The following is a 20,370-nucleotide window of genomic DNA, read 5'->3' as shown; positions in this document are numbered from 1 at the left end:
ACAATCTTCCTTTACTGCGCATGGACCCGCAGCTCTGCGGTGGAACGGCTTTGATGACCTAACAAAGAAGTCACATCACTGGACTTGGGTTTAACCAACTTAAACTTAGGCAGGTACTGGCTGAAATTAGCCAGAATTTGTTGTGCCCGTTGACTGCCGGTTTCTTGCAGGTGCTGGGTAATGATGCCGCGCAGATGTTCCTGATGGATCATCAAGTCGTCCAGCTCCAGCAATTCCACCAGCTCAAAGTTGGTTCTCAATTCGAAGTCGTTCGCTTCATCCAGCACATAGGCAAAGCCGCCGGTCATACCGGCGGCAAAGTTGACACCGGTGGAGCCCAGTATGGTCACTATGCCGCTGGTCATGTATTCGCAACCGTTGTCGCCCACTCCTTCCACCACGGCGATGGTGCCGGAGTTACGCACCGCGAATCGCTCACCGGCACGGCCCGCTACGTACAGATAGCCACCGGTGGCGCCATATAGGCAGGTATTACCCACCAGCGTTGCCTCATGAGAAACGAACGCTACGCCCACATGAGACTTGATGACCAGCTTGCCGCCGGTCATGCCCTTGCCGACGTAATCGTTGGCATCACCGGTCAGAATCATCTCCAGACCGCCGGCGTTCCAGACCCCGAAACTTTGGCCGGCAGTGCCATCCAGGTGGATGCGAATCGGATCCGCCGCCATGCCTTGATTGCCGTGACGCTGAGCGATTTCGCCAGACAGGCGTGCGCCCACCGAACGGTCGGTATTGCGAATGGGGTAATAGAAGTCGCCCCCGCTGCTGGTTTCCACCGCACTTAGGGTGTCTTGAGTGATCTTCAGGTTAAGCGTGCCTTTGTCGACATTGGGATTACTGTCCTGACAGAACACGCCCAGCCCCGGCTTGGGTTGGGGTTTGGCAATGATGCCAGACAAGTCCAGTTTCTGCTGTTTGGCGGTCAGGCCCGGCAGTATTTCCAGCAAATCGGTGCGGCCAATCAGCTCGGTGAGCTGAGATACGCCCAGTTGTGCCATCAGCTCGCGGGTTTCTTCGGCAATAAATTTAAAGTAGTTCTCTACCATCTCGGGCAGGCCAAGGAAGTGGTCGCGGCGCAGTTTTTCATCCTGAGTGGCCACGCCGGTGGCGCAGTTATTAAGGTGACAAATACGCAGAAACTTACAGCCCAAGGCCACCATGGGACCAGTACCAAAGCCGAAGCTCTCGGCACCCAAAATTGCGCCTTTGACGATATCCAGACCGGTTTTCAGACCGCCGTCTACCTGCAGTCGTATCTTGTGACGCAGGCCGTTAGCCACCAGCGCCTGCTGGGTTTCAGCCAGCCCTAGCTCCCAAGGAGAGCCGGCATACTTGACCGAAGACAGCGGACTGGCGCCAGTGCCGCCATCATAACCGGAGATGGTAATCAAATCCGCATAGGCCTTGGCTACACCAGTGGCGATAGTGCCGACACCGGGCTCAGATACCAGCTTGACCGAGACCAGACAGCTGGGATTAATTTGCTTGATGTCGAAGATCAGCTGGGCCAAATCCTCAATGGAATAAATATCGTGGTGCGGTGGCGGTGAGATCAGTGTCACGCCTGGTACCGCATAACGCAGCTTGGCGATTTCGGCGGTCACCTTGTGGCCGGGTAATTGTCCGCCTTCACCGGGCTTGGCACCTTGTGCTACCTTAATTTGTATCACTTCGGCGTTCATCAGATAGTGGGGTGTGACACCAAAGCGACCGGAGGCTACCTGTTTGATCTTGGAATTCTTCAAGGTATTGAAACGACGAGCGTCTTCACCGCCCTCGCCGGAGTTGCTCTTACCGCCGAGGCGGTTCATGGCGATGGCCAATGACTCATGGGCCTCTGGGCCCAAGGCGCCGATGGACATAGCAGCACTGTCGAAGCGGGGGAAAAGCTCACTGGCCGGCTGTACTTGATCCAGCGGTATACTCGGGCCATTTGGCTTGAGGGCGAGCAAGTCGCGCAGCGTGGCGACTGGGCGCTCATTCACTAGCTTGGCGTACACCTGATAGTCTTGGTAGTTACCGGAGCGCACCGCGGTGTGTAGGGTGGTGACTACATCTGGGTTATAGCTGTGGTACTCACCATCGTGCACATACTTGAGCAGTCCACCCTGAATAAGGGGCTTGCGGGCAATCCAGGCCACTCGGCTCAGGTTGAATAAATCCTGTTGAAAATCCTCGAAAGAAGCCCCTTGCACGCGGCTGGTAACCCCTTTGAAGCACTGCTCGATCACCTCCTGATGCAGGCCTATGGCTTCAAACAGCTGCGAGTAGCGGTAAGAGGCAATCGTGCTGATGCCCATCTTGGACATGACTTTGTACAGGCCCTTATTAATGGCGTTGCGAAAGTTAAGGATCGCCTCGCGCAGTGGCATCTTGAGCACTCCATCTTCTACCATGCGGGCTAGCGTTTCATAGGCAAGATAGGGGTAGATGGCGGTGACACCAAAACCGAGCAACACCGCAAACTGGTGTGGATCTCGGGTGCTGGCAGTTTCCACTATGATGTTCGAGTCGCAGCGCAGGTTATGCTCGACTAGGGTGCGCTGTACGGCACCGGCGGCCATGGCGGCCGGAATGGGTAGTCGGTCTTTGCTGATATTACGGTCGCTCAGCACCAGCAAGACGCTACCGGTTTCAGCGGCGGCTTTGGCATCGTCACACAGACGCGTAATAGCAGCCTGCAGGCCCTCTGCGGGATCGAAATTCAGATCCAGAATAGTGTGCTTATGGTGGGTCTGCTCCAGATTCATTAGCTGATGAAAATCAGAATACAGCAAGATAGGAGATTCAAACTGCACTCTATGGGCGTGGCCATGGGTTTCGTTGAATACATTTTGCTCACGACCGATCAAGGTGGTCAGCGACATGACGTGATTTTCCCGCAACGAGTCGATGGGCGGGTTAGTCACCTGGGCAAACATTTGACGAAAGTAGTCATAAAGAGAGCGTGGTTTGCTAGATAACACCGCCATGGGGGTGTCATCACCCATGGAACCGACCGCTTCTTGGCCGTTTTCGCCCATCACTCGGATCACTTGCTCTAGCTCTTCCATCGAGTAGCCGAATAACTTTTGATAAGTACGCAGGGTGTCGGCGTCCAGCTCGTTCTGGCCGGTCAGATCGTCGGTTAAATCCTCGAAGCGGGTTAGGCGGTGTTTATGTTTAGTCATCCACTCTTTATAAGGGTGGCGACACTTAAGGTCGTCATCGATTTCGAAGCTGGTCCAGATTTTTCCTTTAGTGGTATCAACCACAAACAGCTCGCCCGGACCGACGCGGCCTTTTTCAAGCACCTCGTCTGGTGTGTAATCCCAGATACCGATTTCGGAGGCCAAGGTGATAAAGCCGTCTTTGGTGCGTACAAAACGCGCCGGCCGCAGGCCGTTGCGATCCAGAGCACAGGCGGCAAAGCGACCGTCAGACATCACTATGCCGGCGGGGCCATCCCAGGGCTCCATGTGCATGGAGTTGAAGTCGTAGAAGGCGCGTAAGTCTTGGTCCATGGTCGTATTTTTCTGCCATGCGGGTGGGATCAGCATGCGCATAGCACGGAACAAGTCCATGCCACCGGCCAGAAACAGCTCCAGCATGTTGTCTAGACTGGAGGAGTCGGAGCCATCGGTATTGACGAAGGGCGCGGCGTCTTGCAGATCCGGCAGTAATGGCGAGCCAAATTTGTAGGCTCGAGCCTGAGCCCAGCGCCGATTACCACCTATGGTATTGATTTCGCCGTTATGGGCCAGAAAACGGAACGGCTGAGCCAGCGGCCAGCGCGGCTGGGTGTTAGTGGAAAAGCGCTGGTGGAAGACACAGATAGCCGATTGCAGGCGAATGTCTGCTAAGTCCAGATAGAAGCGGGGCAAGTCGGCGGGCATGCACAGCCCCTTGTAGGTCATCACCAGATTAGACAGGCTGACCACATAGAAATATTCGTCACTAATGCGCTTTTCAATACGCCGACGCATGATATACAGGCGACGTTCGATGTCTTTTTCTACCCAACCGGTAGGTGCGTTAATAAATACCTGCTCGATACGAGGCAGAGACGCCATGGCGATTTCGCCCAACACTTGGGTGTTAACGGGCACTTCTCGCCAGCCCACTAAGCTCAGGGTTTCTTTTTCCAGTTCTTCGTTGACGATGCGGCGACACTGCTCGGCCAGCACCGGGTCTGGATTAAGAAACATCATGCCAACCGCATATTTACGACCTAACTGCCAACCTTTGTCTTGGGCAACGGCGCGAAAGAAGCTATCGGGTTTTTGCATTAATAGCCCGCAGCCGTCTCCGGTTTTACCATCGGCGGCAATGCCGCCCCGGTGTTGCATGCGGTCGAGCGCCGAAATAGCCAGCCGAACCAGTTTGTGACTGGCTTCGCCTTCGATATGAGCGATAAGACCAAAACCACAGTTATCTTTCTCAAGCGCGGGGTCGTAAAGAGACATTGCATTACTCCATTGCGGCAGTCACTAAAAGTGAGCGCACTATTACACTCAAGCACTATGCGGGGAGCTGCATGGCTTTTCAGTCACCAACTTACAAAATATAGCGTTTTTTATAGCCGCACAATACCAGAATGATGGATTATTGCTCATTAAGTGAGCGATTGCGCATCAAATATCGATAAACTGTTGGTGCCAATCATACTTTCCCAGATACCTAGTTCATTTAGAATATGCAGAAGAGCTATCAACGGCATGACAGTTTAGGGTTAAGTCGGTATCCTGCTTTCATACCTATGCAGACGGAAAAATAGATGAAACCCATGAAAACTTGGGCCCAGTATTATGTCGATTTGATGACCAAGCTTGGCATCGTTCGCTTTAGCATGGTGCTGGCCGCCTGCATCATTCTGCTGGCCATTTTTATCCAGGTAGGGGTGACCTTGTTCCTTCGCGGCACAGTGGAGTCCATCGACATTGTGCGGTCTGTTTTCTTCGGTCTTTTAGTCACACCTTGGGCGGTATACTTTTTGTCGGTGGTGGTGGATCAGTTAGAGGATTCTCGCCAGCGTCTTAGTCGATTGGTGCAGCGATTGCAGCAAATGCGTGAGCGCGATCTAGAGCTAAATAATGAGCTGCAAGAAAAAATAGCGCTGCTAAATTGCCAGATAGAAGTAACTCATAAGGCAGAAACGGCTCGCCAACAGGCCATTGAAGATTTAGAAGCAGAAGTTTATCAGCGCGAAAAAGCCCAAATGGAGTCGCAAGAGCGCATGGCGTTATTGCGATCTTTTATCGATACCTCTCCCGATTTGGTGTATTACCGTAACGAGCGAGAAGAGTTTTCCGGCTGTAACCGCGCCATGGAAAACTTGTTAGGACGGCCAGAAAAAGAACTGATTGGTTTGACGCCATTCGATGTATATCCGGCGGATGTGGCCGAAAAAGTAGTCGAAACCGATAAAGAAGTATTTGCGCGCAACGAAAGCCAAACCTACGAGCAATGGCTGCAATATCCCGATGACCACCACGCTTGTTTCGAGCTACGCAAGGTGCCGTTTTTTGATCGTAACGGCAAACGATTGGGACTGTTGGGCTTTGGCCGAGACATTACTGAACGCAAGCGCTACCAAGAAGAACTTGAGAAAGCCAGCCGCGATAAAACCACATTTATCTCGACCATTAGCCATGAATTGCGTACGCCGTTAAATGGCATTGTGGGGCTAAGCCGTATTTTGCTGGCCACCAAGCTTGATAAAGAACAGCACCAGCATATGAAAACCATTCACTTTAGCGCCGTCACCTTAGGTAATATTTTTAACGACATTATTGATTTGGATAAAATCGATCGTAGCCGCTTGGAGCTGGCGCCTGAGCCCATGGATTTCCCTGGATTTTTAGATGATTTAGAAAGCTTGGCGCGCTTGCAGGCCGAGCAAAAAGGCCTGTATTTACACTTTGACCGCGACGGTGATATTCCCGAATGGATCATGGCCGATGGCACCCGCCTACGACAAGTGTTGTGGAATTTGGTCGGTAATGCGGTGAAATTTACCGATGACGGCGGTGTGACCATTCGCTGCATGGCCGATGAGCTGACGGCTGGCGAAATAACCCTACGTTTTGATATTGAAGATACCGGTATCGGTATTCCGTTAACGCTACAAAAAGAAATATTTACGCTGTATTTTCAGGTTGAAGGCGATAAGTACGCCACCGGTACCGGTATTGGTCTGGCCGTATCACAGCAGCTAGTGGATGCCATGCAGGGGACGATCGAGTTGGACAGTGAGCCAAATGAAGGCTCTTGTTTTAGTATCACCATTAAAGCCCCCCGTACCTTGGCTCCGGTGGATGACCCGATAGTGGCACACCTACCGCCGCTGTCGATGTTGTTGGTCGAAGATGTGGAGCTGAATGTCACCGTCGCCTGCGCCTTGCTCGAAAAGCTCGGCCACAAGGTTACGGTGGCGCGCGATGGTGGTGAAGCCTTGGCGTGGATGGCGCAAGTGAGCTTCGACTTGGTGTTTCTCGATATTCAGTTGCCAGACATGACCGGCTTCGACATTGCGGCCCGTTTGCGCAAAGAGGCCAAAGAAGGGGCTAAACAGTTACCGCCGTTGGTCGCATTAACCGCGAACGTGATCAGCGATAAAGAGGAATATCTGGCTAAAGGCATGGATGATGCGATTAGTAAGCCATTGTCTTCTAAAGCTATTAAAGGCGTGCTGGCGCGCTTTTTTGCTCATCGACTGCATAAGCAGACTGGCCGAAAACTACCGGTTACTCCCACTCCGGCCCTCGCCGTCACTGGCCCCGTTGAGTCACACTCTGATGAGGATGTGATATTGGACACGGTCTTTTTAACGGATTATGTCGATACAGTAGGTGCGGCTATTTTGTTGTCTAGCGTAGATATGCTGGATGAGATGGCAGGTGACTATTTGAGTAAACTTAACGATTTTGTTGCTAATAAAGAGCAAGAAGGCATTGTTGACGAGGCGCATAAAATTAAGGGTGCCGCAGGCTCGGTGGGGTTAAAGCGCGCACAAAAGCTAGCCCAGCAAATCCAAAGTCCCGAATTGACCGACTGGTGGCAGCAGCTGGATGAGTGGGTGAGTGAGCTTAACCACCATCTGCCCAAAGATCTTGCGGTGCTGCGCCGCTGGCTCGAGAGCCGAGTATGAGTAATTATCAACGTTTAATCTTAAGCGACCGCCAGCAACCAACACCTAATACCGAAACGGCGCTAAGCGCGATAGAGGTCGACCGTAATCGCATCGTACAATGCTCGCCGGTGCGGCGATTACAGCAAAAAACTCAGGTGTTTCCACTAGATGTAAAAGCCTCGGTGCGCAGCCGATTAACGCACTCACTAGAGGTGAAAGAAATTGGCCGTCAGCTAGCACTGATGGTGCTGGCGGAGCTGGAACCTGACGTAGAGCAACAGGCCTTTGTTAGCCTCGTTGAAATGGCCTGTCTGTTACACGATGTGGGTAACCCGCCCTTTGGTCATTTTGGCGAAGTCGTGATGATTGACTGGCTACGCACTCGTTTACCGTCTTTGTTTCAACAGGCAGTGGGCAAAAAATCGCGTCAGTGGCCGATGTTAATTGCCGATTTACAGCAATTTGAAGGTAACGCGCAAAGCTTGCGGCTATTGCATAGCCTACAAGGGCTAAACCTGACCTTGAGCCAGCTGGCGGCGTTACAAAAATACGTGCGCGGCGCCTATCAACGGCAAAGCTCTGCGCCTTGGCAGCAAAAGCCCGGTCATTATTTTAGCGAGCGCCTGTTGATCCAACAGATGAGGGCATTATTTCCTACCACGGTTCGTGGCCGCTATCCGCTGACATTTTTGATGGAAGCCGCCGATGATATGGCCTACGGCGTCGCCGATTTAGAAGACGCGGTGGACCGTGGCGTATTGAGCTTGGCGGAGTTAGAGCAAGCCTTGCTGAGTGATGGTAATGATTATCTTAAAGATTGCTGGCAGCAGGCTAAAGCGGGAGATCCTGACTTCTTCAGTCGTTTTCGCCAACACATCAATGATGATTTACAAGTGCTGGTTAGTGAGCAGTATCTAGCCCATCACTCGGCTATCTTAGATGGCAGCCATAATACGCCGCTGCTGGCGGTTGAGCAGGCCCCGGCTCAAGCGTTGCAATGGTTAAAAGACTTTGCGCGTCGCCAAGTATTTAATCGCCGCGAGGTTGAGGCATTAGAGCTGTCGGGCTTTGCGGCCCTTAAAGGCGTACTGGAGGCCTTTGCGCCCTTGCTAGCATTGCCTGAACAGGAGTTTATTAGTCTCGACAGTCGTCAAGACGCCGAAGGCTTAGTGTTGCGTCGCTTGTATCATCGACTGCCGCCTCGTCATTTAGCGGCTTACCAACGCGATAGCCGTAATGCCGATTTATTTGAAGATGCCAGCGAACGTGAATGGTACTTTAGAGTGCGGTTGTTGCTCGATTTTGTCAGCGGCATGACCGACACCTATATACTCGAAGAATACCGTTTACTGTGTGGCTTTCAGGGTTAAGTGCGAGAAGGGAAAGAGCCGCTATAAGCCGTACGCTGTAAGCTCGCCTCTGCGGAGCAGGATGGTTTGTCCTTATAACGTAAGGCTTACAGCGTATGGCTTACAACGTTTCCCCTTCACCCTTTGCAAGGATTTATAAGCCACGATATGACCCAATGGTTGAATCGATTCATATTATTGCTGGCGTTATCTATAAGCGGCCTGTCTCAGGCGGCAGACACGCGGGCGGCTATTCCGCAAGTGGCCATGCACCAGGTGATGCTCGGAGAAAGCTGGCGCTTATTGGCCGCTCGCTACCAGCTGAACGAGCGGGTGCTGCGTCGTGATTTTAATCCCCAGCGCTTTATGACGCCCTTAACTCAGGGCGACTGGATTTGGGTGCCCGACCGCTCGGCCCCTTCTGTGCCAACTAGAGCTGTACCGATTAAGGCTAATAAAGCGACTTTACCTTCATCATTACCCTCGTCCTTATCTGCTCCCAGACATACGGTAAGGCCTTCTGACTTACCCAGTACACCTCAGCCAGCATCTATTACGACTCGATTGCCGCAGCTGGGCCGGCCAAATCCGGAGCTAGCGCCTCAAACAGATCGGGTATTACTCACCTTGGCGACAGCCGCTAAAGCGGCGGCAATGAACAACATTGATACGTTTGTAGAGCAACAAGGCGAAAGGCTTGCGGATAATACATTGTCTTTTGGCTCTCATCAGCTAAGTGAGTGGCTGTGGTTCAATCCAGAGTTGTGGAACTGGGATTATCAGTTGCCGCTATTTGATAAAGATCCTTTGCTGTCCAGCCAAATGGCGCTGCCGATTATGGCGAATTGGCAAGGTGAACTGGGCGCTGATTACCGAGATGAGCGCTTAACCTATCAGGCTGGCCTGCATTTTGAGCAGCCCTTAACGGCGACGGTGAGTGGTCATATTGAACCTGTGATGGATTATCAAGCTGACTGGGATCATCAGCGGGGCGGTTTATTATTATTTTTAGAGCATAGAGATTGGACCCTAGGCGCGGGCCAGTATCAGCCGCTATCTGGTTGGCGGCAGCAGGCAGGGCGGCAAGAGCGGCCTGCTGCAGGGCTGCTTTTATTTGGCGAAGGGCGCTTAGGCATGGTGCCAGGCTTGAGCGTCTCGGGTAAGTATTATCAATGGCAGGGACGACAGTTAAACCTGTACGGCAGTGGTGATAAGTACAAGGCGCCGCAGTCTCGCCAATGGTCGCTTAATTACTCGCCGTGGGAAATCCTGACGTTAAAAAGCTCATTACTTAGCAACAGCAAAGATAAATTTGAGTCCAGAGTGAGTTTAGGAATAGAGCTTCCGCTTGGGATTGAGCCGGGTCTGTGGTGGCAAAGTTTGATAGAGAAAACGCGTTACGATAGCTACCTGCCGCTGCAGCATCATAACGTGATGGTACTAGAGCATCAGTAGTTAGCCCTTCGGGCAGCCTTAAGCTTGAAGCCGTAAGCTTTCAGCTAAAGACAAAACACTCAAGCATGTTCTCTATGTAAGGCCTCGAACCTTATGGTTCGGCCGGACTGCGCAGCAGGATATGTTTTGTTGTTGACCTTAATTGGGACTTACAGCTTTGTTTTACGTCTTAGGTATCCGCGAAAACTCATCGTTGGCGAAGCTGGTGGGGGTGGCATTTTGCAGTAGTGTTAGCAGTAAGATAGCGCGGGTATCGCCGTCCGCTTCTTGGTAAACCGCTTCTAGCCCTGCAAACGGGCCTTCTTCGATGCGAACGCGATCGCCACAGCGGGGTAGGTCTGTTAATTGCTCTCTAAGCGCATCGCTGTCGCAATTGCACATTAGATCGTATACCACCTCGTCTGGCACCTCACAGGGGCCACCGCCAAAGCGAATTAAATTACGTACGCCCCGCGTTGAGCCGATGGTGCTCGAACTCGTAATGGCAAGATCGGCACGCACGAAAATATAGCCCGGAAATAACGCTTCGATGCGCGTTACCATTTTACGGCGATATAGCTTTTTAACCTCGGCATAAGGATAAAATGCTTCTATATCTTGATTGCTCAGGTTTTGCAGTGCCCGCTCTTCTTCTCGGGGGCGACAATGCGCCAAATACCACTTTTGCATGCAAGACCTCTAAAAATTTGGGGTGGATACTGATTATGACAGCACAAAGAAAAAAGGCCACGGCAAGCCGTGACCTTGATGGTTTTATAAACGGGTTTTACCAGCCTTTAACGACGCCACCTTGAAACAGCTCTAAAGCGGCTTCATATACTTCGTCACTCTGATAAGCCTTAACAAAAGTCTGAATACGCTCATCGTCTTGGTTGTCTTTACGCGCCACAATCAAGTTGGTGTATGGGGAGTCTTTGTCTTCTACAAACAGGCTATCGCGACCGGGTAGCAAGTCGATTTGAGAAGCATAAGTGGTGTTGATCACCGCAAATGTCACATCATCCAGTGAGCGTGGTAGTTGTGGAGCTTCTAGCTCGATAATTTTCAGCTCTTTAGGATTGGCAGTGATATTTAACGGTGTCGCTGCTAAGCCCACTTTGGGATCTACCTCAATCAGGCCTTTCTGTTCTAATAACAGTAAGGTGCGGCCCAAGTTAGTCGGGTCGTTCGGTACCGCGACTTTGGCGCCGTCTTCTAGCTCATCCAGTGACTTAATCACTTTTGAGTAAGCGGCAATCGGATAAACAAAGGTTTTACCCACGGCAACCAGCTCATAGCCGCGATCTTTAATTTGCTTATCGAGGTAGGGCTGATGTTGAAAAGCGTTAATGTCGAGGCTGCCATCGCTCAAGGCGACGTTAGGAGTCACATAATCGCTGAAAGCAACCAGTTCTACATCGAGATTATACTTTTCTTTGGCTACCTTAACGGCCACTTCTGCGACTTGCTCTTCGGCACCGGAAATTACGCCTAAACGCAATGGCTTGGCGGGGGCGGCTGCTTGTTCGGCTGAGTCTTTAGCTTGCTCACCACAACCGGCTAAAGCCAAGGCTAATACGCTGGCGGCAGTTAACGATTTAAAACCTAATTTCATTGGGTAATTCCTTTTTAATCAACGATGATCTACGTAAGCGACCAGGCGTTCGCCGGCGCTTTGAATAATTTGTACTAATACCACTAACATCACAACGGTAATCAGCATCACTTGTGGGTCGAAGCGCTGATAACCATAACGAATGCCCACATCCCCTAAGCCACCGCCGCCAATCGCACCGGCCATGGCTGAGTAGTTCACCAGCGTCACTAGCGTAATAATAATGCCATTGAGCATGCCTGGTAGCGCTTCTGGCAGTAGTACCTTCACCACTATCTGTATCCGTTTTGCACCCATGGCCTGTGCCGCTTCTACTAAGCCTGCGGGAACCTCCATCAGTGCGCCTTCCATTAATCGAGCGACAAAAGGAATAGCGGCAACGGTTAACGGTACCACGGCGGCAATGGTGCCGATACTGGTACCCACAATTAGGCGGGTAAAGGGAATAATGGCCACCAGCAAGATGATAAAGGGAATAGAACGGCCAATATTCACCACCGAACCTAAAATTTTATTAAAGGCGGCGTTTTCCCATATTTGGTTCGGCTTACTGACATGCAAAGCGATACCTAATGGTATGCCGAGTGCACAAGCAATAATGCCCGAGCCAAAGGTCATGATCAGGGTTTCCCATAATGCTGATAACAGCAGATTAACCATGGCGTCGGACATAACCGAGTACCTCTACTTGAATTTTATGATCGCGAAGATAAGCCAGTGCGGCCTGTGTTTGTGCGGGTACGCCGTCGAGTTCGGCCAGCATAAAGCCAAATTTAACGCCACCGGCATATTCCATGTCGGCACTTAAAATGCTGACATCCACATTGAGCTCTCGACTGAGGATGGAAATTAACGGGCTATCCACGGTTTCGCCACTAAAGCCCAGTCGTACTAAGGGCAGGGCGCCTGCGAGCGGCTCAGCAACCAAACGTTGCTGATATTCCTCAGGAATATCCAAGTTAATGGTGGAGGAGATAAAGCGTCGTGCCAGTTCGGTTTTGGCATTAGCAAAAAACCAAGCCACATCACCTTGTTCAATTAACTCGCCGTCGCTAATAATGGCCACGCGGTCGCAAATGGTTTTTACCACATGCATCTCGTGGGTTATCAACAAGATGGTTAATCCTAGCTGACGATTAATATCTTTTAGCAGTGTAAGAATCGACTGGGTAGTTTGCGGGTCCAGTGCCGAGGTTGCCTCATCACACAGCAACACCTTAGGATTAGGCGCTAGGGCGCGGGCGATAGCCACTCGTTGTTTTTGTCCGCCCGATAAGGCATTGGGATAGGCCTCGGCGCGATGGCTTAAACCGACTAATTCTAATAGTTCGTTAACACGCTGCTTTATGGCGGCTTTGTTCATGCCAGCCAGCTCGAGAGGCAAAGCAATGTTGGCGAATACGGTACGAGACGACAGCAAATTAAAATGCTGAAAAATCATGCCGATATTACGTCGCGCTGTTGGAAGTTCGCTATTATTGAGGAGCGTGAGGTCTTGGCCGTCGACCAGTACACACCCTTCTGTGGGGCGCTCTAGCATGTTGACGCATCGGATCAGGGTACTTTTCCCCGCTCCCGATTCACCGATCACACCCATAATTTGGCCTGCGGCCACGTCTAGGTTGATATTACGCACAGCATGAACGGCTTGCTCGCCTTCACCGTAGCGTTTACTGATATTGGTTAGCTTGATCATCGGAGGATGAGCCTTTGCGGTATGGTTATTCACTGCTTTAACAGATGAGTGTAGGTACAAGTCATGCAAGCATGGCTAATAACAGCAGATGCTAGGCCGTCTGGACGTCCAAGTCAATGTAAAGTTCACTCAATGACTCAGCGCTGAGCGATTAGTCTCTATCTTGCTTATTAGTCGGCACTTGGGATAGGGTGCAAATAGCTTGATTTCCGTGTTATTCAAGGAACGAACCTAAGGAAAAGAATGGGCCAGTATTTTCTGCGTCGTTTGCTACTATTGATACCCACTTTTTTGGGGATCACCTTAGTGGTATTTGCCATTACCCGGTTTGTGCCGGGCGGGCCCGTTGAGCGCATGCTTATGGAAAGCCAAATGGCCAGTAGCGAGTTTAGCCAAAGCTCCCGTGGTAGTCAGGTGCTATCGTCGGATCAAATAGACGAGCTTAAAGCTTTTTATGGTTTAGATAAGCCGGTCTTTGAGGCGTACTGGGAGTGGTTAGGTAAATTAGTACGACTCGATTTGGGAGATTCCACCCGCTATTACCTGCCAGTATGGGAGTTAATTAAAGAACGACTGCCGGTGTCGGCCTTCTTCGGCATTAGTACTTTTATCTTAAGTTATCTGGTCTCTATCCCGCTGGGTATTCTCAAGGCGCTAAAACATAACAGCCGTTTCGACAGTATCAGCTCCATGCTGATTTATGCTGGTTATGCGCTGCCCGCCTATGTGGTCGGTATTTTTCTACTGACGGTATTTGCGTTTCAGCTCGACTGGTTCCCGATGGGTGGCTTTGTTGGCGATGACTTTTATTACCTAGAGGGCTTTTGGCCGAAAACCTTAAACCTCTTTCACCACGCGCTCTTGCCATTAATCGCTTATGCCATCGGTGATTTTGCGGTGCTCACCATGACCATGAAAAACAGCCTAATGGAAAATCTATCGGCAGATTATGTGCGTACCGCCGTGGCTAAGGGGTTGCCGTTTAACAAGGCGGTGACACGCCATGCACTACGCAACAGCATGATCCCTATCGCCAGCCACTTTGGTAATGTGATTTCGGTGTTTTTTGCCGGCTCCTTCTTAATTGAAGTGATCTTTAATATCGACGGCTTAGGGCTACTGGGTTACGAGGCCATCGTGGAGCGGGATTATCCGGTGGTAATGGGCATTTTGGCGGTGACATCGCTGATGATGTTAGTTGGCAATATATTATCCGACATCTGTGTGGCGCTGGTGGATCCTAGGGTGCGTTTCGATGGCTAGACTTTTTTCTGATATTACTCATAAAAAGCTGCGCCGCTTTCGCAGTATTCGCCGCGGCTATTATGCCTTTTGCTTGTTTATGCTGATGGTAGTGCTGGCGCTGACTGCCGAGCTGTGGGCCAGCAATCGTGCCTTGGTTGTTAAATATGAAGGGCAGTTTTATTTTCCTACCTATGGCGCCGTGATCACCGGTGATAATTTTGGCCTGGCGTATCAATATGAAACCAACTATCGCGAGCTAAAAGCCCGTTTTTCTGAGCAAGCCAAGGCCGAACAATCAGGTGCTAGTAATTGGGTGTTGCTACCCATAGTGCCTTGGAGCCCGTACGAGCAGGATTACAGCAGTGATGGTTTTCCGCCTACCGCCCCCAGTATCAGTCAGCAGCATTATTTAGGCACCGATAACTCGGGGCGCGATATCTTAGCACGCTTGGTCTATGGCTTTCGCACCGCCGTGGGTTTTGCTTTTATTGCCCTAACTGCTAGTTATGTGATTGGCGTGCTACTCGGCTGCATGATGGGTTTTGTGGGTGGCAAGTTTGACTTGTTGTTCCAACGCTTTATCGAAGTTTGGTCTCAGGTGCCGTTTTTATATGTGATCATGATATTAGTGTCGTTGACCCAGCCCAACTTTATGCTGTTTGTTGGTATTAACGTCTTATTCGGCTGGATGGGTATTACCTGGTATATGCGCACCCTGACTTATCGAGAAAAAGTGCGCGATTACGTACTGGCGGCCCGCGCCCAAGGTGCCGGGTTGTGGCGTATTATCGTGCATCATATTTTGCCCAACACCATGGTGATGATAGTGACGCTGGCGCCCTTTACCGTGGTGGCTAATATTTCACTGTTAACGGCACTCGACTACCTTGGCTTTGGTTTAGCGCCGCCAACTCCTAGTTGGGGCGAGCTATTACGCCAAGGGGTGAATCACTTAGATGCCCCCTGGATAGTGGCCTCGGTAGTAACGGCAGTCTCTTTAGTATTAATCACCGTCTCTTTTATTGGCGAAGCCATTCGCGAGGCCTTCGACCCCAAACACTTTTCTCGTTACGAATAGGCAGGGATGCAAAATATGATGAAAAAATTGCTCATTTTCTTAAGTAGCTGGCTGATGATCAGCGGTGTGTATGCAGCACAACTGCCAGAGCAGTTAGCGTGGCAGACTAATAACGAAGACCCCATTTTTGCCTCACCCGAGGCCAAGCGAGGTGGGGTGCTCAATAGCTGGTTGTTGAGCTTTCCGTTGACCTTTCGCACCGTCGGGCCCGATTCTAATACCTCGTTTCGCTCTTTTATCCTCGAAAATCAATTAGGCCTATATACGCTACACCCAGAAACCGAACAACCCATTCCGGCACTCGCCACCCATTGGGCATTTGGTGACGATGATAAAACCATGTACTTCAAGCTGAACCCCGCCGCGCGTTGGTCCGATGGTAAGCCGGTGACCAGTGAAGACTATTTATTTGCACTTGAAATGATGCGATCAGAGGTGATCCGAGCACCTTGGTATAACAACTATTTCAGTGAAGAAATCGTCGATGTCACTGCCTTTGATGACTATACGTTGTCGGTGACGGCGGGCAGCGCTAAAAGCCCACGGGAATTACTTAATACTTTAGGACTGGCGCCTCAGCCACAACACTTTTATGAGCTAACCGAAGATTGGGTGCGTCGTTATAACTGGGCACAAGCGCCGGTGACCGGCGCCTATATAATCGATAAGGTGAAGCGTGGCCGCTCCATTAGCTTTAAGCGGTTGGATGATTGGTGGGGTAACGACCTTAAATACTATCGACATCGTTTTAACGTAGATGAAATCCGCTTCAATGTGGTACGCGATATGAACATCGCCTATCGGCACTTTCTGCGTGGCGACATCGACACTTTTGGCCTTATTTTGCCCGAATGGTGGCACGATAAAACCGACACCCCTGAGTATCGCAATGGCCTGATTAATCGCATTTGGTTTTATAACGATATGCCCCAAGGTGCTCAGGGCTTTCACCTCAATACCGCACACCCCAGATTGAGCGATGTGCGAGTACGCAAAGGCATCGGCCACGCCATTAATATGCAGCGCATGTTGGATACTATATTGCGTGGTGACTATGAGCGCATGAATACTTTTGGCATCGGTTATGGCGATTTTATCGATCTCGATATTCGAGCCCGAGACTTCGATATTAAACGCGCCCGAGAACTGTTTGCCGAGGCTGGCTACGACAAGCAAGGCCCCGGCGGTATTTTGCGTAATGCCAGCGGTGATGTGCTTAGTCTAGCGGTGACCTACACCACTCAAGAACACACCTCGCGACTGGCCATTTTGCGCGAAGAAGCACGCAAGGCGGGGCTGGACCTCCAGCTGAATCTGGTCGATGGCGCCACCGGTTTTAAGGTGATGCTAGAGAAAAAGCACGAGGCAGCTTGGCTGGGGTGGGGCGGTGGCGGACTGTATCCGCAATACTGGGAATTCTTTCATTCCGCTAATGCCGATAAACCGCAAACCAACAACCTGTTTAATATCAGTGACGCACAGTTAGATGCGCTGATAGAGCAATACCGTGTCACCATGGACTTAGATGACAAAGCCGATCTTTCTCGACAAATTCAACGCCGAGTGCATGAGCTGGCCATTTTTATTCCCGGCTACCAAGTGCCTTATACCCGTGAAGCTTATTGGCGTTATGTGAAGTTACCAGAAACCAAAGGGACTCAGCATTCCCCGTCATTATTCTGGCCAATGGAAGGTGCGCCATACAGTACCGGGGGCCTGTTTTGGATTGATGAGCAGCTTAAGAAGGAAGTTAAGTCTGGTAAGGTACGTTTCGAGCCGGTGTTAGAGATAGATGAAACCTGGCGGCATAAGGAGCAGTAATGGAGCCGCTGTTAGAGGTTGAGCATTTAGCCGTCAGCTTTGCTACCGAAAATGGTCGATTTCGGGTGGTGGATGATGTGAGCTTTTCACTGAACGCAGGCCAAACCTTAGGTCTGGTGGGCGAGTCGGGTTGTGGTAAAAGTGTCACCGCTCTGAGCTTGCTTGGGTTATTACCCAGACCGGCAGGAGAAGTTGTAGGGGGGCGAGCACTGTTTCAAGGCCAAGATTTACTGACCCTAAGCGCCAAACAACGTTATCAGGTGCGTGGCAACAAAATAGCCATGATCTTTCAAGAGCCAATGACGGCACTAAACCCCGTGCATACCGTGGGGCGGCAGTTGATGGAAGTCTATCAACTGCATCAGCCGGAGTTGAATAAACGCCAGCAGCAGCAAGCCGCCGCTGAGATGTTGCATCAGGTGGGTATACCAGAAGCGGCGGCGCGACTAAAAGCGTATCCCCACCAATTATCTGGTGGCATGCGCCAACGCGTGATGATTGCCATGGCACTGGCCTGCGAACCAGACTTACTGATTTGTGATGAGCCCACCACGGCGTTAGATGTGACCATTCAAGCGCAGATTTTACACTTAATCCAGGCGTTACAACAGAGAACAGGCATGGCTGTGCTGTTTATCACTCATGACTTAGGCGTGGTGGCGCAAACTTGTGATCAGGTATTGGTGATGTATGCGGGGCGCAGTGTGGAACAAGCAGATGTGTTCACGTTATTCGAGCACCCGGTACACCCTTATACTCAGGGGTTACTGTCAGCCATTCCTCGTTTGGATCAGCCCGGCAAAACTCAACTGGCCACTATCGACGGTCAAGTACCTTCGTTAGAAGAGCAGCCTACCGGTTGCCGATTTGCCAATCGCTGCACTTATATGACGCCAGTATGCCAGCAACAACCCCGCATGGAATCTGTGTCGACTGGGCATGATGTGTGGTGTCATCATTGGCGGGAGTTAACACGATGAGCCAAACAGTGACCTCCAATCCTATTGTTACTGCGCCGCCCTTGCTCAGAGTAGAGGGCTTACAACAACACTTTACGCTAGGTGAGGGCTTATTACGGCGGGGAAAAACGCTGTATGCGGTTGATGGCGTTAGTTTTGAGTTGGCCGCGGGGCAAACACTGGGGCTAGTGGGCGAGTCCGGTTGTGGAAAATCGACGTTGGCGCGCGCTATTCTTAAATTACACGAGCCCAGCGGCGGGCAAATTGTGTTTAATGGCCAAGACATCACCCATTATTCGCAGTCTAAAATGCGCCCATTGCGTCAACAAATGCAGTTGGTGTTTCAAGACCCTCAAGAATCACTCAATGGCCGCCATACCATAGGCACTATATTACAAGAGCCGTTTGTTATTCATAGGCAAGGCTCAGCGGAAGAACGCCAGCGCTGGGCGGCAGAGTTATTACAGCGGGTGGGGTTGCCAGCTTCTGCGTTAGGGCGTTACCCACACGAGTTTTCGGGTGGTCAACGCCAGCGGGTCGGCATTGCCCGTGCCATGGCATTAAAACCTAAGTTATTGGTCTGTGACGAAGCCGTATCAGCGTTGGATGTCTCGGTACAATCGCAAATTCTTAATTTATTGCTGTCGTTACAACAAGAGTATCAACTGGCGATATTGTTTATTGCCCACGATCTCTCGGTGGTAAAACACATCTCGGATCATATTGCCGTTATGTATTTGGGCCGTATTATTGAGCTAGCACCCGCCGAAAGACTCTATCGCCAACCTCGCCATCCTTATACTCAAGCGTTACTGGCCGCCATCCCTAAACCCGATCCACGGCAGCGGCAAGAGCCGATGATCCTAGAAGGCGAACCACCGTCCCCAGCCAACCCCCCTTCAGGCTGTCACTTTCGCACTCGCTGTCGATATGTCGGCGAGCTGTGTATTAGTGAGTCTCCTAAGTTGGATGGCGATAGCCATAAAGTAGCTTGTCATTTTCATCAAGAAATCAGCAGCGGACAACGCTTACCTCAAACTGCCGGTGGCTGTGATATTATTCCAACCGTAGTGATACCTTAACCACAGAGCCTTCAATCTAACTAGGCCTTAAACCATAGGAATAATCAGTGAGCACAGCGGCAATTTTTCTCGACCGAGATGGTGTTATCAACCAAGACTCCGGCTATATATCTAAAAGAGACGACTTCATCTTTATCGAAGGCGCCATCGACGCCATGAAGCTGCTTAAAGAAAAAGGCTATCAGTTGGTGGTCATCACTAACCAATCCGGTATTGCGCGCGGTTTATTCAGTGAAGATGACTTTATACGCCTCACCGAATGGATGGACTGGTCATTAGCCGATAGAGGCGTTGATCTGGATGGACTCTATTTTTGCCCTCATCACCCCACTGAAGGTAATGGCGCCAATACCAAACCGTGCGACTGTCGCAAACCCGGCCCTGGCATGTTTCACGATGCCATTGATGAACTAGATATAGATGTAAGTGCTTCTTATATGGTGGGAGATAAAGTATCCGACCTTAAAGCCGCACAAGCAGCCGGCGTTGCACACCTTACGTTAGTGCGCACCGGTAAAGAGATTACAGCAGAAGGTGAAGCACTCGCCGAAGCCGTGTATCCATCACTGGTTGAATTCGCACAAAATATCGCCACTGTGGTGTGATTTAGCGCACGTTGTGTGATAAGTGACCGCTTGGTTTGTTTTTTAGAAATAACCCTTGCGCTAAAACGAGGCTTCCCTATAATGCGCATCCACTGACACGGGGCAAGTCGCTCACGGTCACAAGGGTTTGAAAGAACGGAAATTAAGTTCGAAACAAACACTTGACGAATACTACGGAATGCGTAGAATACGCATCCCTGACCTGAGATACGGTCAACGCTCTTTAACAATTTATCAAGCAAACTGTGTGGGCACTCGCAGGTCGTTGAGAACAAAAAATATTGTTTTTTCAATGTCTGTTGAAGTGCACCTAGAAATAGAAGTACATCAGTAATTCATTGAGCATCAAGT

Annotated in this window: 14 protein-coding genes; 9 read left to right on the top strand and 5 right to left on the bottom strand. The window is 50.8% G+C overall.

Annotation, left to right across the window (positions count from 1 at the left end; genetic code table 11):
- Positions 1-11: 11 nt before the first annotated feature.
- On the bottom strand, positions 12-4,469 hold the full coding sequence (gene gltB / locus ACFQ1C_RS00070) for a glutamate synthase large subunit (RefSeq protein WP_379556494.1): 4,458 nt from the start codon (positions 4,467-4,469) through the stop codon (positions 12-14).
- A 311-nt stretch (positions 4,470-4,780) separates the two neighbouring features.
- On the opposite strand from gltB, the gene arcB reads away from it, so the two are divergent.
- The 3 genes from arcB to ACFQ1C_RS00055 all read left to right on the top strand — a co-directional run bounded on the left by arcB (position 4,781) and on the right by ACFQ1C_RS00055 (position 9,939).
- Positions 4,781-7,153 carry an aerobic respiration two-component sensor histidine kinase ArcB gene (gene arcB / locus ACFQ1C_RS00065; protein ID WP_379556493.1) on the top strand — a complete coding sequence of 791 codons (2,373 nt, stop codon included), beginning with the start codon at positions 4,781-4,783 and terminating at the stop codon, positions 7,151-7,153.
- Complete coding sequence (gene dgt / locus ACFQ1C_RS00060; protein WP_379556492.1) at positions 7,150-8,505, top strand: dGTPase; 1,356 nt, start codon at positions 7,150-7,152, stop codon at positions 8,503-8,505. Before arcB ends, dgt begins: the two co-directional genes overlap by 4 nt.
- Before the next feature lie 147 nt (positions 8,506-8,652).
- Entirely contained in the window at positions 8,653-9,939 is a 1,287-nt protein-coding gene (locus ACFQ1C_RS00055) for an inverse autotransporter beta domain-containing protein (RefSeq protein ID WP_379556491.1), read from the top strand.
- A 162-nt stretch (positions 9,940-10,101) separates the two neighbouring features.
- On the opposite strand, the gene rfaH is transcribed toward ACFQ1C_RS00055, so the two are convergent.
- The 4 genes from rfaH to metN all read right to left on the bottom strand — a co-directional run bounded on the left by rfaH (position 10,102) and on the right by metN (position 13,229).
- Positions 10,102-10,608 carry a transcription/translation regulatory transformer protein RfaH gene (gene rfaH, locus ACFQ1C_RS00050; RefSeq protein ID WP_379556490.1) on the bottom strand — a complete coding sequence of 169 codons (507 nt, stop codon included), beginning with the start codon at positions 10,606-10,608 and terminating at the stop codon, positions 10,102-10,104.
- Between the two features lie 97 nt (positions 10,609-10,705).
- Positions 10,706-11,533 carry a methionine ABC transporter substrate-binding lipoprotein MetQ gene (metQ, locus tag ACFQ1C_RS00045; protein WP_379556489.1) on the bottom strand — a complete coding sequence of 276 codons (828 nt, stop codon included), beginning with the start codon at positions 11,531-11,533 and terminating at the stop codon, positions 10,706-10,708.
- An 18-nt stretch (positions 11,534-11,551) separates the two neighbouring features.
- Entirely contained in the window at positions 11,552-12,205 is a 654-nt protein-coding gene (locus tag ACFQ1C_RS00040) for a methionine ABC transporter permease (RefSeq protein WP_379556488.1), read from the bottom strand.
- A complete protein-coding gene (metN, locus tag ACFQ1C_RS00035) occupies positions 12,186-13,229 on the bottom strand; it encodes a methionine ABC transporter ATP-binding protein MetN (RefSeq protein WP_379556487.1) in 1,044 nt (347 codons plus the stop codon). The genes ACFQ1C_RS00040 and metN overlap by 20 nt, the downstream gene beginning before the upstream one ends.
- A gap of 243 nt (positions 13,230-13,472) precedes the next feature.
- Here metN and ACFQ1C_RS00030 point away from each other — a divergent pair, with 243 nt between their 5' ends.
- From ACFQ1C_RS00030 to gmhB, 6 genes are read left to right on the top strand one after another with little or no spacing between them, the layout of a single operon-like run.
- Entirely contained in the window at positions 13,473-14,492 is a 1,020-nt protein-coding gene (locus tag ACFQ1C_RS00030; protein WP_379556486.1) for an ABC transporter permease subunit, read from the top strand.
- Complete coding sequence (locus tag ACFQ1C_RS00025; protein ID WP_379556485.1) at positions 14,485-15,552, top strand: ABC transporter permease; 1,068 nt, start codon at positions 14,485-14,487, stop codon at positions 15,550-15,552. Before ACFQ1C_RS00030 ends, ACFQ1C_RS00025 begins: the two co-directional genes overlap by 8 nt.
- 18 nt (positions 15,553-15,570) lie before the next feature.
- Positions 15,571-17,373 (top strand): extracellular solute-binding protein, encoded by a 1,803-nt coding sequence (locus tag ACFQ1C_RS00020; RefSeq protein WP_379556555.1) that lies wholly within the window; start codon positions 15,571-15,573, stop codon positions 17,371-17,373.
- Positions 17,373-18,353, top strand: coding sequence for an ABC transporter ATP-binding protein (locus ACFQ1C_RS00015; RefSeq protein ID WP_379556484.1), 981 nt, complete (start codon positions 17,373-17,375; stop codon positions 18,351-18,353). Before ACFQ1C_RS00020 ends, ACFQ1C_RS00015 begins: the two co-directional genes overlap by 1 nt.
- Entirely contained in the window at positions 18,350-19,414 is a 1,065-nt protein-coding gene (locus ACFQ1C_RS00010) for an ABC transporter ATP-binding protein (RefSeq protein WP_379556483.1), read from the top strand. The genes ACFQ1C_RS00015 and ACFQ1C_RS00010 overlap by 4 nt, the downstream gene beginning before the upstream one ends.
- Before the next feature lie 47 nt (positions 19,415-19,461).
- On the top strand, positions 19,462-20,019 hold the full coding sequence (gene gmhB, locus ACFQ1C_RS00005; protein WP_379556482.1) for a D-glycero-beta-D-manno-heptose 1,7-bisphosphate 7-phosphatase: 558 nt from the start codon (positions 19,462-19,464) through the stop codon (positions 20,017-20,019).
- Positions 20,020-20,370: the final 351 nt, after the last annotated feature.

The organism is Oceanisphaera ostreae (assembly GCF_042676125.1).
Classification (GTDB): domain Bacteria; phylum Pseudomonadota; class Gammaproteobacteria; order Enterobacterales; family Aeromonadaceae; genus Oceanimonas; species Oceanimonas ostreae.
Note: the sequence above shows the minus strand (reverse complement) of the source record. Positions and strands in the feature narration are given on the sequence as shown.

Coding starts and splice junctions, on each gene's coding strand:
- ACFQ1C_RS00025 (WP_379556485.1), top strand. CDS start 14,485: ATGGCTAGACTTTTTTCTGATATTACTCATAAAAAGCTGCGCCGCTTT.
- ACFQ1C_RS00040 (WP_379556488.1), bottom strand. CDS start 12,205: ATGTCCGACGCCATGGTTAATCTGCTGTTATCAGCATTATGGGAAACC.
- arcB (WP_379556493.1), top strand. CDS start 4,781: ATGAAACCCATGAAAACTTGGGCCCAGTATTATGTCGATTTGATGACC.
- ACFQ1C_RS00030 (WP_379556486.1), top strand. CDS start 13,473: ATGGGCCAGTATTTTCTGCGTCGTTTGCTACTATTGATACCCACTTTT.
- ACFQ1C_RS00015 (WP_379556484.1), top strand. CDS start 17,373: ATGGAGCCGCTGTTAGAGGTTGAGCATTTAGCCGTCAGCTTTGCTACC.
- ACFQ1C_RS00020 (WP_379556555.1), top strand. CDS start 15,571: ATGAAAAAATTGCTCATTTTCTTAAGTAGCTGGCTGATGATCAGCGGT.
- metQ (WP_379556489.1), bottom strand. CDS start 11,533: ATGAAATTAGGTTTTAAATCGTTAACTGCCGCCAGCGTATTAGCCTTG.
- dgt (WP_379556492.1), top strand. CDS start 7,150: ATGAGTAATTATCAACGTTTAATCTTAAGCGACCGCCAGCAACCAACA.
- rfaH (WP_379556490.1), bottom strand. CDS start 10,608: ATGCAAAAGTGGTATTTGGCGCATTGTCGCCCCCGAGAAGAAGAGCGG.
- metN (WP_379556487.1), bottom strand. CDS start 13,229: ATGATCAAGCTAACCAATATCAGTAAACGCTACGGTGAAGGCGAGCAA.
- ACFQ1C_RS00055 (WP_379556491.1), top strand. CDS start 8,653: ATGACCCAATGGTTGAATCGATTCATATTATTGCTGGCGTTATCTATA.
- ACFQ1C_RS00010 (WP_379556483.1), top strand. CDS start 18,350: ATGAGCCAAACAGTGACCTCCAATCCTATTGTTACTGCGCCGCCCTTG.
- gltB (WP_379556494.1), bottom strand. CDS start 4,469: ATGTCTCTTTACGACCCCGCGCTTGAGAAAGATAACTGTGGTTTTGGT.